The organism is Agrobacterium vitis (assembly GCF_037039395.1).
In the GTDB taxonomy this organism is placed as follows: domain Bacteria; phylum Pseudomonadota; class Alphaproteobacteria; order Rhizobiales; family Rhizobiaceae; genus Allorhizobium; species Allorhizobium vitis_E.
In genome coordinates this window covers 1,062,986-1,077,476 of sequence record NZ_CP146242.1, presented here as the reverse complement: position 1 = coordinate 1,077,476, position 14,491 = coordinate 1,062,986, and the positions used below count along the sequence as shown (strand labels likewise).

Below are 14,491 nucleotides of genomic sequence, written 5' to 3'. Positions count from 1 at the left end.
CCGACAGCTATGAGGTTTTAAAGTTGACTACTACATTCATCAATTGGAAAAGCCCAGAGAACAAGCGAATGACACTGTAATTTTGGGGGTAAGGCTGTGGGGCAAGCGGCGAGACAGATGCGTGATAACGGCAAAAGCCGTGGTCGGATGATGGCGGCGCTGTTGCTGGCATCCGTCGCTCTGCCAGCCAGGGCCGAGGATGTGTCCGGTCAAGCCGGTGACACGGCTGGTACGACGGCGCTTCAGACCATTACAGTGACGGACAAAAAATCGACGCGCGGTTATCAGCCCCTGTCCACCAGCACCGCAACCCGCACGGATACGCCGCTGCTGGATGTGCCGCAGGCGGTCAATGTAGTGAGCGGCGAGGTCTTGAAGGACCAGGGTGCCCGCTCGCTGGACGATGCGCTTGCCAATATCAGCGGCATTACCCAGGCCAATACATTGGGCGGCACGCAGGACGCCATCATTCGCCGCGGCTTTGGCGACAATCGCGATGGCTCGATTCTGACCGATGGGCTGAAGACCGCGCTGCCATTTTCCTTCAACGCCACCACCGACCGGGTCGAGGTGTTGAAAGGTCCGGCTTCGACGCTTTACGGCATTCTCGACCCCGGCGGCATGGTCAATGTCGTCACCAAAAAGCCGGAGGACGTGTTTTCCGGTGAGGTCTATAGCAGTGTAACCGGTTATGGCGCGGGCAAATATGGTTCGACCTCCGGCCTGGATGTGACCGGTCCAATTTCCGGGACAGACTTTTCCTATCGTTTCATCGCGGAAGGCCAGAAGAGCGATTACTGGCGCAATTTCGGTGAGACCAAGAAATGGATGGTTGCACCATCCCTGAGCTGGAGTGGCGAGGATACCGAGGTTACCGTCTCCTATATGCACGACGATTACAGCGTGCCCTTCGACCGTGGCACGATCTTCGATCTGACCACCGGCCATGCGGTGGACCTCAGCCGCCGCACCCGGCTCGACGAGAAATATAACATTACCGATGGCAAATCGGATCTGGCCAAGGTGTCGATTGACCGGCAGTTGAGCGACGACTGGAAACTGTCCCTGAACTACGCCTATAGCCGCAACGAATATTCCGATAATCAGGCCCGCGTCACCGGCTATAATTCCACAACCGGTGCCGTGACGCGCCGCGCCGATGCCACGCAATATTCCACCAGCTACAATCATGCAGTCAGGGCCGACCTGACCGGCGAAGTCGAGATCGGCGGTATGCAGAACGACCTGCTGTTTGGCGTTTCCTATGATTATAGCGATACGCTGCGCACTGACATGCTGCGTTGCGCCAATTCCAGCAATTTCAACATCAACAATCCGGTTTATGGCAATCTGGCGCAATGCACCAAGGTTTCGGCCTCCGACAGCGACCAGACGGAGCAATTGTCGACGGCCTCGGTCTATATGCAGGACAGCCTGCATCTGACCGACCAATGGATATTGGTCGGCGGTCTGCGCTACCAGTATTACGATCTCTATGCCGGTAAGGGGCGCCCCTTCAATGCCAATACCGATAGCAATGGCGATGCGCTCATTCCCAATGGCGGTATCGTCTACAAGCTGACGCCTGAGATCTCGCTCTACGCCAATGCAGCCCGGACCTTCCGGCCCCAGTCGTCGATCTCCAGCTATTATGGCAATCTCGACCCGGAAGAGGGGACATCCTACGAGATCGGCAGCAAATTCGAGCTGCTGGACGGCTTGAGCGCCAATGTTGCGCTGTTTTCCGCCCGCAAGAAAAATGTCGCCTATTCCGAGACTATCGGCGGCGAAAGCGTGGTCAAGACGGCGGGGCTGGTGCGCTCACGGGGCCTCGAGGTCGATGTGGCCGGCCAGTTGACGGATCATTGGCAGGTAATTGCGAGCTATGGCTATACCGATGCCAAGGTTCTGGAGGACCCGGATTATGCCGGCAAGCAATTGCCCAATGTTGCCCGCCATACCGGCGCCCTGTCCGTGGCCTATGATGTCGGTGACATCGGTGGCGATGGGAACAGGTTGAAGGTTGGCGGTGGCATCCGCGCCGTGGGCAAGCGGGCAGGCATCAACAGCAATAGTTATTTCCTGCCCGGCTATGCGGTCGTCGATCTGTTCGCAGCCTACACGTTCAACTTCGAGCGGCCATTGACGCTTCAGGTGAATTTGAAGAATATTTTCGACAAGACCTATTATACCTCATCGATCGGCTCGACCAATTACGCCAACCAGGTTGGAGAACCCTTCAATGTCACGGTGAGGGCCAGCGTCAAATTCTGAAGTTTGTCACGGAAAAGTGGTGCCGGTTTCCTCGAGTAAAATCTTCCTGTAATCGTTCGCATCATCATATAGTTCTTTGCAAGGAATTTTGTGGCATAAGCCTATTGTGAAGAAGACCGGACCTATGGATGCAGCAGCGCGTCATCCCTTCGGGCCATAAAAGGCCGGACGGAAGCCTGGAAGCCCACCGCATGCGGCGGCGAGGGCTGAGGCTGTTTGCCGTGATTTTCCTGTTGTTTTGTTGCAGCATTGCTATCGCGGTGTTGACGGCAGACGATCAGCGCCGGCTCAATCAACTGATCGAGAGCGTCAAAGATGTCCTGCCCTGGCAAAGCCGAGAGGAGCCGGAACCGACCGTGTTGCGGGGGAAACGCCTCGCCTCCGCGCAGATGCCCTCCGAGCAGGTGATGGTGCCCGCCCGGTTTTTCGACATGCCGCCGCTGCTCGACATTGCTGCGCCGGTGCGCAAGTTCCGCATTTCCGGCAAGACGCTTTGTGAGCAGATCAAGGCGGCGGGGCTGGGGACGGCCGATTGGGTCCAGAACCCTTTTTCGCCGGGCATTTTCAATTGCATTGCCGAAACCAGCCTGCCAGCCGCAAAGCCGGATGGCGACGCCCCCTCATTCTTCATGGTGGTGCGGGGGACACCGGATGGCCAGGTTACCCAGATCAGGATCAAGGTCATCGAGGTCAAATCCAGCCAGCAGATCTGGCAGCGTTATGATGCTGCCCTCGATCTCATTCTCAACGCCAGTCGCTGGCCGGATTTTGCCGGTGATTTCGACCGGATGCGCTCGCTTGAACCCTTCGAGGCCAATCATTTCGGGATGTCTTTGAAATTCACCAAGGAATTCATGGGGCCGGAGCGCTATAACATCATCTTCATGCCCGAGGATGATGGAGAGCTGGAGCGGCGCACGAGAGTCGCGCTGAATGCGCAGCCAAGCCTGAAGACGGCACCTCTGAAAGCCAGTTTCTGGCCCAGACAGGTCCTGGGAGTAAGATAAGCTCTGGAAACCGGAAAAGTTTGCGTGCAAGGCGTTGACGGCGCATTGGGCCGGGATGAGATACGGCCTACAGCGCCGTGCGCCATATATGGCGCACAAAGGTTCGCTGTAGCTCTTTATATCTACTGCATAATTTTCTCTTTAAACCGATTCCGATTTAAAGAGAAAATTATGCAGTGTTTTTATACCAAGTCTCGAAGATGCTCACGCATCCTCGATTTGAGAAAGTTTCGAATATCTTAAATGCCTCAAGGGTTTAGATATTGATAGATAGAATACCCAGGGTCATCAGCGATGACTCTGGGTATAATCCCTTACATGACAAAACTCGGTGCCGGGAGATTAGGCACGAAGCGGGCCTCGTTCATGCATTGCGCCAGAAGGGCGGTGTTTTCATGCGGGTCAGCCGATGGGTTCTTGAAGGAGATATGGTTGATCTCCAGTCCGGCATGGTCGTGGCTCAATGTCAGTTGTGCATAGATGGTGATGTCGCGCGGTTTGATTTCGAGGTCCAAAACCACCTCCGGCGTTTCGCCCCAATCCAGCTTGTATTCGCCTCCGGCACCGAAATTGACCGTGCCGGGATGAAAGTAAAGCTCAGCAGCAGAAGACACGAGATCAGCAATATTACCGAAAAACTCCAGACGGATCAGCGATATAAGGTCCGCTGCATCCAGTAACCGTAGTTCTGAGGCGACAGGGCTAATAGCTTGCGCAACTATTTTTTCGCGTTCAGTCGTATATTTGCATTTTTTCATGTTCTTTAGCGTAACCGCCTCTTGTTCTTGCTGTCGGCAGCGTATAGTCTTTGTACTATCTCCGCGACGGCCTTGTAAAATATCGGTGGGATGACACTATCCACCGAGACTTGCGCAAACATGGAGCGGGCGAGGGGCGGGTCCTCAAAAATCGGGATATTGTTTTCCTCGGCGATCTCGCGAATCTTCAATGCAATCAGATCCTGACCCTTGGCAAGCACGATCGGTGCTTCCATTTCGGTGCGCACATAGCGCAGGGCTACCGCAAAATGGGTGGGATTGGTGATGATCATTGTGGCGCGCGGCACGTTGTTCATCATCCGCCGGCGGGCCTGGTCGCGCTGGGCGGAACGCTGGCGCGCCTTGACGACCGGGTCGCCCTGGGATTGCTTGTGTTCGTCCTTCACTTCCTGCCGGGTCATGCGCAGTTTCTGATACCAGTTGTATCGCTGCCATCCGAGGTCCATCACCGTCAGCAGGCCGGTGGCAAACAGTACGATAATAAGCATTTCCTGGACGATATCGGAAAGCTTGACGAAAATGATCTGCGGATCGGACAGCATTGCATCCAAAGTGCCGAAATACTGGCCGCGCATCGAAACGAACATAATAATCGCGACGACGATGATCTTGAACAGCGACTTGCCGAATTCCACAAAGCCCATGATTGAAAACATCCGCCCTATTCCGCCGATGAGCGATAACCGTTCCATCTTTGGGGTAATGCGATCAAGAACGAAGCTTGGCATGTGCTGGGCAAAGGACTGAGTGAGGCCAAACAGCATGAACAGCAACAGGGCCGGACCAAGCATGGCGGCCATAGACCAACCCAGATGCACGAACAGTGAAATCACGTCTGTGCCGGTGCCGATGATCCACTGATCCGGTTTTTCCATCAGGTCGCGCAGGGTCTGATACAGTGTGGAGACGCCCTGTGGCATGAAAAATACAAAATATACGTAGAAGGCCAGCGTCGTCGCAAATAACGGCGCTTCGCGCGAGATCGGCAAATTGCCTTGCTCTGCCGCGTCCCGCATTTTTTTCTCGGACGGGCTCTCGGTTTTACTTTCCTGGTCCTCATCATCTGCCATGTCGGGACCTCGGTCGGTTGATTACAGCGTCACGCATCCTATGCGATGCATCAAGAAATTATAATGGGGGTCTGCATGCCAATCTCCGGCCCTACAGCGCTGCGCGTTTTATAAAACGAATAAAGGCCGGAGCAGAAAGCTTAACGCTCTCTATTCCGGCCTTCAACTCTTTCAATCCATTCGGATCGCTGGGGAGCGGTATTGTCAACAGTGGCGTGCAAGCTGCGCCTGAAACACGGTCGCACACGCTCCATATGCCTTGTGCAACGTCAGGCGGCGGCCGTATCCTTGTCGCCTTCCGGTTCCTTGAGCTGGATCTGTCCGGAATTGGCAAGGCGGATGGCTTCCTGCGCGACAGCACGTCGGGCGATGGCGATTTCCCGCGGATTGATTCCGACTGTTCCAGCTTGCAGATCCGATTCGATCATGCGGCGCGAGCGCGGGCTGATGGCCGAAAGCACGCATTCGCGGATCTCGTTCGAGGCACCGCGCAGCGCCATGGTGAGAATGTCGCCGGAGATATCGTTGAGCAACATGACCCGGCTGCGCTGTGGCATGACCAGCAGATCCTCGAACAGGAAGATCTTCGGACGCACCTTGGTGGCGGATTCCTTGCTGATCGATTCGAGCGATTCCAGCAGGGTATCGACCTGCGGCTTTTCCAACTCGTTCATCAGTTCGGCCACCTTGGCGGTGCCCACCGAATTGCGTTCCGCATCGATCTCGCTGATCAGTTCCACCACACGGTTCTCAATGATCTGAGCGGCCTGCGGGCTGACATTCTTCAGGTTGACCGTACGGTTCATGATGTCGGCGCGGCGGCTGTCCGGCAGCTTGATCAGCACCTTGGCACCGAAGGAGGAGGGCAGCATGGACAGGATATAGGCAACCGTCTGCGGATGCTCGCGCAATAGGAACTGAGCAATGAAATCGGGGTCTGCATCCTGCAAGCGGTCCCAGATCGAGGTCTCGAACGCCTGGAAGGCTGTGCGCCGGCCAAGCAGGCCGTCAACTTCTTCCGGCGTCAGGCCTTCCTCGAGGATTTCCTCGATGGCCTTGGCGTTGTCCATCAGGCCTGCGCCTTCGGTGAACAGGTCCTCGAATTCACCGACCAGTTCGGCCAGTTCGTCCGGTGGAATTGTTCTGAGCGTCTGGGCCGAATTGATGATCATCTGCAGTTCGGCCTGCGTGAAATATTTCAGCAGCTTTCCCGCCACGCCTTTGCCCATGGCCAACAACACGGCGGCTGCCTTGTCGGCCTGGCTCAGTGGCTTGCCCGCTACCGGTCCGCCGAAATCGTCAAAGTCCATCATGGTCTTTCCTCTCTGGCCCGTTCATGGGGTCAGGACGTCTTGGTGCTCATAACTTCGATCAATTTCACACCGAATCGCGTATCGTCATTCTCAAGAACTGTAATCTCTCCGCGGGCAATCCGTCGACCGTTAACCATGATCTCCACAGGTTCACCGATCTTTTTATCTAACGCTATGATTGCGCCCTCTTCAAGATTCATCAAGCCCGAAACCGGCATACGGCTGGAACCAAGCACGATCTGCACATCAATCGGGATGTCCATGATCAGGTCGAGATTGGACTCCAGAGCGCTGCCCGGCGCCTGATGGGCCGGTGCGGCATCGAAGCTGCCCCCGCCACCTGATGCGCTGCCACCGAAGTCGCTTCCGCCAAAATCGCCGCCACCGAAATCTCCACCGCCGAGATCGCTGCCGCCAAAGTCACTGGTGCCGAAATCACTGGCCCCGGCGGCTGCGCCGCCGCCGAAATCGCTTTCGAAATCGGAAAGGCCGCCGGCTGCAGCGCCGAAGTCGCCGCCGGATTCGGCTGCGAAATCCGTTCCCCCGAAGTCGGCGCCGATATCCGGCAGGCCGCCATCGCTGTCGCTTTTCAAGACCCCGCGCAGATCATCGATAGCCTGATCGAGATCGGCATCGCCCAATGGCATCGCCAGGGCATCATCTTCTTTTACAGGTGTTTTTTTCGTAGCCATGCAAATACTATTCCCTTTGAAACTTGCCTCAACCTGCTGCCATGGATGCAACAGGGAAAATCGTCATCTCATGAGATGACGTAAAAGCTCACTATCCGTACTGTGCATCGACTTCACCCGGACGGTGTAATGGTCGCCAGCGCGTCCGAATTCGCAGGTATAAAGGTCGCGCCCGTTGGCGCTGACGTCGACTGTCACATCGCCCTTTTCGAGAAAGGGAATGACATCGCCAGCCGCAAGCTTGGAAACCGTCAGCAGGCTGAGCGATTGCAGGCTGATACGGCCTTCCAGAGTGACCTGGCTCTTGCGCACCTGTTCCGCCAGCTGCTCGGCCCATTCCTTGCGGGCTTTGGAGACCTGGTTTTTCGACTTCGGCGCCGTGACATTGGTCTTTAAAAGGGTCTTCTGCGGAATGATCAGGGCGAAATCGGAGATGATCTTGCCCAGCTTGATGCTCATATGCACCAGAGCGCCGAATTCCTCGATCTGTTCGCCATCCTGCCGCAGACGGTTTTCCCAGTTGTGGGGCCGCTCGAAAATCGGTTCAAAGCCGCCGGTCGCATTGACGCCGGAGCGCAGCACATTGGCGATCCGTTCAAAGACCATGACCGCCAGGTCGAGTTCGATATTCGACAGCGGCCTTTTGATCGGCTCGCCGATGAATTCCTGCATGCCGCCGAGCAGGGTTTCCATCAGGGTGATGACGAAACCGTTGCCGCAGGCCATGACAAAATTCGGTGACCAGTTGCGCAGAGAGGTATCGGCCAGCACGAAATTATCGCCGAGGCCGACAACCAGATCGCGCATCATGCCGCTTTTAAAGCCAAGATAACCGACTTCGATGGTCAGGTTGGTTTCGCTGTGAAAAACGTCCGGCAGGAACTCGCTATAGAGTTGACCGAAATCCTGGCAAAGCTTTTCGACGGATTTCATATCGCCAAGGCCACCGGTAAGGCGGGCAAGCAAGGCAGGGTCCATCGGTTTTGGCAGGGATTGAGGTTGGGCGGTCTCGCTCATGGTCATGCAGCCTTCTCGTTGCCGCCGCCCGGATTCATCATTTCCTGCTCTACGGCATCGATGGACGGACGTTCATAGGAGGAAATGGTCTTGCGGCCATATTCAAGGGCAACCTGCGGAACCGAACCGTTCATATAGGCAAGCAGTGTCTGCTTGACGATGATATACAGGCGGTGCTGCTTGGTGCGGACGATCTTGATTTGCGAGGTCAGCGGGTTGCAGACCGAGTAGGACAAGAAGATACCCAACATGGTCCCCACCAGGGCAGCGCCGATCAGGCCGCCAAGAACTTCGGGCGACTCGTTGATCTTGCCCATGGCCTTGATAACCCCGAGAACCGCCGCGACGATACCGATGGCCGGAAAGCTGTCTCCCATCGCGGTGATGGCGTGGTAGGGTTTCATCTTATCGTGCAGGATGGTGTTGATTTCCTCGTCCATCAAGGCCTCGATCTCATGGCTGCGGGCATTGCCGATGATGATCAGGCGAACATAGTCGCAGATGAAGGACGTGAGTTCCTTGTTTTTCAGAAGATTGGGCGCGGTCTGGAAGATCGAGGATTCTTCAGGATTATCGATATGAGCTTCAATTTCGTTGCGCGACTTGGTGCGCAGATCGCGCATCAGCGAGTAGAGAACACCGAGCACATCCAGATAGGCGCGCTCCTTGGGGACGGCGTGTTTGAACGCTTCACCCAGCGCCTTGCCGGAATCCTTGACGATCTTCATCGGGTTGGCCATCACAAAGCCACCCAGACCGGCGCCGCCGATGATCATTAATTCGAAAGGCTGTATCAGCACGTTCAGATGGCCGCCCATGGCCATGAAGCCGCCAAGGATACAGCCCACGGTAATAACGAATCCGATGATAATATTCATATTGCGCCTGCATCCGCACGTTTCTCTTCACTTCAACCGATAGGCAGCCTGCCTTGCGTGAGGCTGATGGGCGTGAGGCTGATGGGCATGAGAAAGATGATCCTGGTTGCCTATCAGGACCCCGCCGCCATCACCGGATTTGATCCCTGCCAATCATGCTTGTCTGAGGCGAGTTTACGTATTGCGGACGGGTTTGCATCCAGACAGTTTCGCGCAAGCATTTGCGCGCATGAATAGGGTCAATGAACGGTAAACCACGTTCCATGATGGAAGGCGAGCAACCGTGACGGACCGCAAAAAACACGCTGTACCCCGAAGCAGAATGATCCTGCATGACGGAACAATGGCGGTGGACGTCAGGCCTGCTGGTCTTGGTTACGAACGCAAGGCTTGGAGGTAACTCTTAATGCAATCCGGCATGTATGTATCCCTGTCGTCGCAACGGGCGCTCGACAAACGTCTCACCACCATCGCCGACAATATGGCGAATGTGAATACGGTCGGCTTTCGCGGCACCGAGGTGAAATTCGACGAAATCGTCAGCCGGACCGGCAACGATCAGAATGCCAAGGTCGCATTTGTTTCTCAAGGCAACGACTATCTCAATACCCAGTCCGGCGAAATGCTGCAAACCGGCGGTAGCCTGGATTTTGCCGTCAAAGGTGATGCCTGGTTCAGCATTGATACGCCGGCCGGCCCGACCTTGACCCGGGACGGTCGTTTTACCATGACATCCACCGGTCAGTTGGTCTCGGTGCGCGGCTATCCGGTTCTGGATGCCGGTGGCGGACCTATTCAGCTCGATCCCAATGGCGGTGAGCCGCATGTCGGCTCCGATGGCACGATCAACCAGAACGGCCGCCAGATCAGCCAGATCGGCCTGTTCACGGCGGATATTTCCAAGGGCTATCTGCGCACCGAAAATAGTGGCGTTATCACCACCGACCGGCCGCAGGCCGTCGTCGACGATGCGACAATCGGCGTCATGCAGGGTTACGTCGAGCAATCCAACGTCAATGGCATCAGCCAGATGACGCAACTTATCCAGGTCAGCCGCGCTTTCGAAAGCATTTCGGCATCGATGAGCCAGACTGAAAACAGCATGAGCGAAACGATCAAGACGCTGGGCGGCAGCAAATGACCGCTGACTGGATCGTCTTCCCATGACCGTTGAATTCACCCCCCGGATCGACAGGAATACACAGCTGGATGCCATGGCAGCCATTGCCAAGCGGTATGCCACGTCGGATTATTCCGTCGCCCATGGCGGACATGTCCGCACCATTGCCGCTGGCCATTACACGGTTACGGGTCTGTCGCGCCATTTGCATCTGGGCGATTTTGTTGCCCATCGCAGTCCAACCGGCATTCACCTGGGCGAAGTGGTGCGGGTCGAGCCTGATCTCGCCTATGTCTGCCCTATCGAGCCGGGCGAGCCGATTGCCATCGGCGACACGGTCATCCGCAAGGGCGCCTTCCGGGTCGCCGCCCAGGATAGCTGGTGTGGCCGCACGCTCAACGCGCTGGGTGATCCGATTGATGGGCTGGGGCCGGTCATGCCGGGTCTGGTGCGCCGCTCTATTGCCAATACCGCGCCTTCGTCCATGGGGCGCAAGCGCGTCGAGACCGGGTTTCGCACCGGCGTGAAGGCGGTCGACATCTTCTCGCCGCTTTGCCTTGGCCAGCGCCTTGGGATTTTTGCCGGCTCCGGCGTGGGCAAGTCGACCTTGCTCTCCATGCTCGCCAAGGCTGACGCCTTTGACAAGGTGGTGATTGCGCTGGTTGGCGAACGTGGCCGCGAAGTGCGCGAATTCATCGAGGATACGCTGGGCGACAACATGGCCAAGACCGTGGCGATCGTGGCAACCAGTGACGAGAGCCCGATGCTGCGCAAGATGGCGCCTTTGACCGCGATTACCGTTGCCGAGCATTTTCGTGACCAGGGTGACAATGTCCTGTTCATCGCCGACAGCATTACCCGTTTCGCCCATGCCATCCGCGAAGTGGCGACAGCCGCCGGCGAACCGCCGATTGCCCGTGGATTTCCTGCCTCGGTGTTTACCGAGCTGCCCAAGCTTCTGGAGCGCGCCGGTCCCGGCGAAGAGGGAACAGGCACGATCACGGCGATCATTTCCATCCTCGTCGATGGTGACAATCACAACGACCCGATTGCCGACTGTACCCGCGGTATTCTCGACGGCCACATCGTTCTGGACCGCAGCCTGGCCGAAGAAGGGCGCTATCCACCGATCAATCCGCTGGCCTCGATTTCGCGTTTGGCGCGCAAGGCCTGGACACCTGACCAGGAAAAGCTCGTGTCGCGCCTGAAGACGCTGATCCACCGTTTCGAGGAAACGCGCGATCTGCGGCTGATCGGTGGTTACCGCGCTGGCAGCGATCCCGATCTGGATATGGCGATCAAGCAGGTTCCGATCCTTTACGAAGTGCTGAAGCAAACTCCCTCCGACAGGGCTGTCGTCGATGCCTATGCCGACCTCGCCCATGCCCTGAAGGCGGCCAATAATTCTGGAAACAGCAATGCAAGATCAAGAACATGATCCGTTAGACAGCGATGCCGACGAGGTGGTTCGGCCTCGTACGCCCCGCCGGTCGGGCGCGTCATCGATGGATAGGATGTTGGCGGCGGTTGGCGTCGTGCTGGCCTGCAGCGCGGCGATGTTTCCGTGGTATGTGTTTTTCAATCCCGATAAATTCGGCATTCATGTCGAGCCGATGGACCGGACCCGCGACTTGCCGCAGGTCGATGCGCGCAATGTGTTCAGCGTGTCTCCCATGGCCCTGGTGGCCCGCGAAGAGCGCGAACAGAAAGTTCCTGATAATCTCGACCCGCTGACCACGGCGACGGCGTCCGATATCGGGCGCAAAGATCCCGATGGTGAGCCCCTGAAGATCGAACAGCCCTTTCCCGGGGGCGGTTTCCGGCTGCTGCATGTCTCCAACGGTCGCGCCATGATCGAGGATGCCTCCGGCATGTTCATGGTCAAGGTCGGCTCCGTCCTGCCCGACAATAGCCGGGTTGCGACACTGGAACAACGCAATGGAAAATGGGTGATCATCACCAGCACCGGCGCGATCTACGAAAACCAGTAGCCCGGCCTTGCGCGTGCGGGCCGGGACCAAGTGTGGGCCTTGGCCGACCATTGTTTTCACCCCGCATCCAGTGTGCTTTTCAAAGCCGCCCATGGGCGGCTTTTTGCTTTGGCGTCCAGGGCTGAAATTGCGACCGTCCGGCGATCAATCCTCGATAAATATACAATTGTTTCAAAATCTTAAATTGGATCTTAGGAAAAGTTAACGATTGTAGGAAAGGCCGGTTTTGCGGTCAGTCCCACGCAAGATTACCGGCCTAATCTCCAGGGTGTAAATTGGAGAAAACTCTATGGAACCGATAAAGCTTTTTGATGTGGCATCACGGCAGGCCGAGTGGCTTTCCCTGCGCCAGGAAGTGATCGCCGGCAACATAGCCAATGCCAATACACCGAAATTTATGGCGAAGGACATCACGCCCTTCAATGCCATCCTGGACGTGCGTCAGTTTGGTATGGCGCGGACCAATTCGAAGCATATGGCCTCGAGCGATCTGAACACCGATCTGGATGTCGATATCCGCGAGGCGCCTCTGAATGGCGAAATCGGCGTTCAGGTGTCGGGAAACTCGGTCGCGCTGGCCGATGAGATGACCAAGATGGGCGAGATCCAGCGGCAGCACTCGCTCAACACCAACCTCGTCAGTAGTTTTAATCGCATGATGCTGATGACTGTAAAGGGGTAAACCATGGATTCCGTCACCGCGACAGATCCTCTCACCTCGGCCCTGAAAATTGCCGGCAGCGGACTGGATGTACAGTCCACCCGGCTCAGGATCGTTTCGGAAAATATTGCCAACGCCCAGAGCACCGGCGACACGCCCGGCGCCAATCCCTACCGGCGCAAGACGATCACCTTCGGGTCCGAAATGGACCGCGCTACAGGCACGGAAATCGTCAAGGTCAAGAAACTTGGCTTCGACAAGTCGAATTTCGCGGAAGAATACGATCCCAGCAATCCGGCTGCCGATGCCAAGGGCTACGTGAAAATGCCCAATGTGAACGTGCTGATCGAAATGGCCGACATGCGCGAAGCCAACCGCACCTATGAAGCCAATCTTCAGTCCGTCAAGCAGACACGTGACCTGATTACCTCGACCCTCGACCTGCTGAAGAGCTCACAATGATTGATTCCATTAGCAAAGTTGGCTCTCTCGTCCCAGCGAGCATGACGGAAGGCACCGACGCTACAAGCACGGCCTCGCTCGGTGGTACACATTCGCTCTTCAGCACGCAGACGGGCGTCACGGCGCAGAACGCGACACCGGGCACTGCGACGGGCATGAGCTTCAGCGATGTCGTCGGCGGCGTGATGAACGATGCGATGCAGAACCTGAAGACCGCTGAAAGCAACTCCCTCGACGGCATGCTCGGCAAGGTCAGTACCCGCGAAGTGGTCGATTCCGTCATGTCTGCGCAGAAATCCCTGCAAACGGCGATTGCGCTGCGCGACAAGCTGGTTTCGGCCTTCCTCGACATCACAAAAATGCAGATTTAACCTCAGGGATAGCAGCACATGAGAGCTCTCGCAATTGCCTCCACCGGCATGAATGCCCAGCAGACCAACCTCGAGGTCATTTCCAACAATATCGCCAATATCAATACGACCGGTTTCAAGAAGTCGCGCGCCGAGTTTTCGGACCTTCTCTATCAAACCGAAAAGGCTGTGGGCGTCGCAAACCGCGCCAACCAGTCGACGGTGCCGGAAGGCGCCAATATCGGTCTTGGTGTGCAGACAGCAGCCGTTCGGACGATGAACGAGCAGGGCGAATTGTCGGAGACCTCGAACGAACTGGACGTTGCCATCGTTGGACGCGGTTACATCCAGGTGCAGAGCCCTGACGGCGCCACCACATTCTACACCCGCGCTGGCGCCCTTAACAAGGATTCCGACGGCAACCTGGTGACGACCGAAGGCTATAAGATCATTCCAAACATCACCATCCCGACGGATGCGACCGAAGTGAAGATCAGCGAATCCGGTGAGGTCTCGGTTTTGCAGGGTAGTTCTTCCACCTATACAACCCTGGGTCAGCTGGAAACGTCGGCTTTCGTCAACCCGGCTGGTTTGAAGGCTATTGGTGACAATTTGTTCGAGGAAACGGCTTCCTCCGGTAATCCGATCAACGGCGTGCCCGGCGACGCGGGCTATGGCTATCTGAAACAGGGCTATCTGGAGTCTTCCAATGTCGACTCGGTGACGGAAATCACCAGCCTGATTTCGGCCCAGCGCGCCTACGAGATGAATTCCAAGGTCATCACCACCGCCGACGAAATGGCGCAGATCGTCAGCAAGAACCTAAAGTAAACATCAAAGGGGCAAACATGATGTTTCGCCATATGAAGAGAATGTT

At 56.6% G+C, this 14,491-nt stretch carries 15 protein-coding genes; 9 read left to right on the top strand and 6 right to left on the bottom strand.

From position 1 onward, the window contains the following. Nucleotides 1-117: 117 nt before the first annotated feature. Both V6582_RS07700 and V6582_RS07695 read left to right on the top strand, forming a co-directional pair. The gene (locus V6582_RS07700; RefSeq protein WP_156631950.1) at nucleotides 118-2,274 is read left to right on the top strand and encodes a TonB-dependent siderophore receptor; all 2,157 of its coding nucleotides are present in this window, start codon (nucleotides 118-120) and stop codon (nucleotides 2,272-2,274) included. Nucleotides 2,275-2,402: 128 nt separating this feature from the next. Further along, nucleotides 2,403-3,281, top strand: coding sequence for a DUF6030 family protein (locus tag V6582_RS07695; protein WP_156631949.1), 879 nt, complete (start codon nucleotides 2,403-2,405; stop codon nucleotides 3,279-3,281). 314 nt (nucleotides 3,282-3,595) lie between these two features. Here V6582_RS07695 and V6582_RS07690 read toward each other — a convergent pair whose 3' ends face one another. The 6 genes from V6582_RS07690 to motA form a co-directional block, all read right to left on the bottom strand. Further along, entirely contained in the window at nucleotides 3,596-4,039 is a 444-nt protein-coding gene (locus V6582_RS07690; protein WP_070151650.1) for a hypothetical protein, read from the bottom strand. 5 nt (nucleotides 4,040-4,044) lie between these two features. Beyond that, nucleotides 4,045-5,130, bottom strand: coding sequence for a flagellar biosynthesis protein FlhB (gene flhB, locus V6582_RS07685; protein WP_156631948.1), 1,086 nt, complete (start codon nucleotides 5,128-5,130; stop codon nucleotides 4,045-4,047). 269 nt (nucleotides 5,131-5,399) lie between these two features. After that, nucleotides 5,400-6,443: a flagellar motor switch protein FliG gene (gene fliG / locus V6582_RS07680; RefSeq protein WP_015914937.1), complete on the bottom strand. Its 1,044-nt coding sequence runs from the start codon at nucleotides 6,441-6,443 to the stop codon at nucleotides 5,400-5,402. Between the two features lie 29 nt (nucleotides 6,444-6,472). Further along, nucleotides 6,473-7,135 carry a flagellar motor switch protein FliN gene (gene fliN, locus V6582_RS07675; RefSeq protein WP_156632005.1) on the bottom strand — a complete coding sequence of 221 codons (663 nt, stop codon included), beginning with the start codon at nucleotides 7,133-7,135 and terminating at the stop codon, nucleotides 6,473-6,475. A gap of 63 nt (nucleotides 7,136-7,198) precedes the next feature. Next, nucleotides 7,199-8,158, bottom strand: coding sequence for a FliM/FliN family flagellar motor switch protein (locus tag V6582_RS07670; RefSeq protein ID WP_156631947.1), 960 nt, complete (start codon nucleotides 8,156-8,158; stop codon nucleotides 7,199-7,201). Next, the gene (gene motA, locus V6582_RS07665) at nucleotides 8,155-9,030 is read right to left on the bottom strand and encodes a flagellar motor stator protein MotA (protein ID WP_156631946.1); all 876 of its coding nucleotides are present in this window, start codon (nucleotides 9,028-9,030) and stop codon (nucleotides 8,155-8,157) included. The genes V6582_RS07670 and motA overlap by 4 nt, the downstream gene beginning before the upstream one ends. A gap of 406 nt (nucleotides 9,031-9,436) precedes the next feature. Between motA and flgF the strand changes: the two genes are divergently transcribed. The 7 genes from flgF (at nucleotide 9,437) to flgG (ending at nucleotide 14,445) form a co-directional block, all read left to right on the top strand. Next, entirely contained in the window at nucleotides 9,437-10,171 is a 735-nt protein-coding gene (flgF, locus tag V6582_RS07660) for a flagellar basal-body rod protein FlgF (protein ID WP_156631945.1), read from the top strand. A gap of 73 nt (nucleotides 10,172-10,244) precedes the next feature. Beyond that, the gene (gene fliI / locus V6582_RS07655) at nucleotides 10,245-11,588 is read left to right on the top strand and encodes a flagellar protein export ATPase FliI (RefSeq protein WP_234889128.1); all 1,344 of its coding nucleotides are present in this window, start codon (nucleotides 10,245-10,247) and stop codon (nucleotides 11,586-11,588) included. Beyond that, nucleotides 11,569-12,141: a flagellar protein gene (locus tag V6582_RS07650; RefSeq protein WP_156631943.1), complete on the top strand. Its 573-nt coding sequence runs from the start codon at nucleotides 11,569-11,571 to the stop codon at nucleotides 12,139-12,141. The genes fliI and V6582_RS07650 overlap by 20 nt, the downstream gene beginning before the upstream one ends. 289 nt (nucleotides 12,142-12,430) lie before the next feature. Beyond that, nucleotides 12,431-12,823 carry a flagellar basal body rod protein FlgB gene (gene flgB / locus V6582_RS07645; RefSeq protein WP_015914944.1) on the top strand — a complete coding sequence of 131 codons (393 nt, stop codon included), beginning with the start codon at nucleotides 12,431-12,433 and terminating at the stop codon, nucleotides 12,821-12,823. A gap of 3 nt (nucleotides 12,824-12,826) precedes the next feature. Then, nucleotides 12,827-13,264 (top strand): flagellar basal body rod protein FlgC, encoded by a 438-nt coding sequence (gene flgC, locus V6582_RS07640; RefSeq protein ID WP_156631942.1) that lies wholly within the window; start codon nucleotides 12,827-12,829, stop codon nucleotides 13,262-13,264. Next, complete coding sequence (locus V6582_RS07635; RefSeq protein ID WP_156631941.1) at nucleotides 13,261-13,635, top strand: flagellar hook-basal body complex protein FliE; 375 nt, start codon at nucleotides 13,261-13,263, stop codon at nucleotides 13,633-13,635. Before flgC ends, V6582_RS07635 begins: the two co-directional genes overlap by 4 nt. 18 nt (nucleotides 13,636-13,653) lie before the next feature. Continuing rightward, the gene (gene flgG, locus V6582_RS07630) at nucleotides 13,654-14,445 is read left to right on the top strand and encodes a flagellar basal-body rod protein FlgG (RefSeq protein WP_156631940.1); all 792 of its coding nucleotides are present in this window, start codon (nucleotides 13,654-13,656) and stop codon (nucleotides 14,443-14,445) included. Nucleotides 14,446-14,491 lie beyond the last annotated feature (46 nt).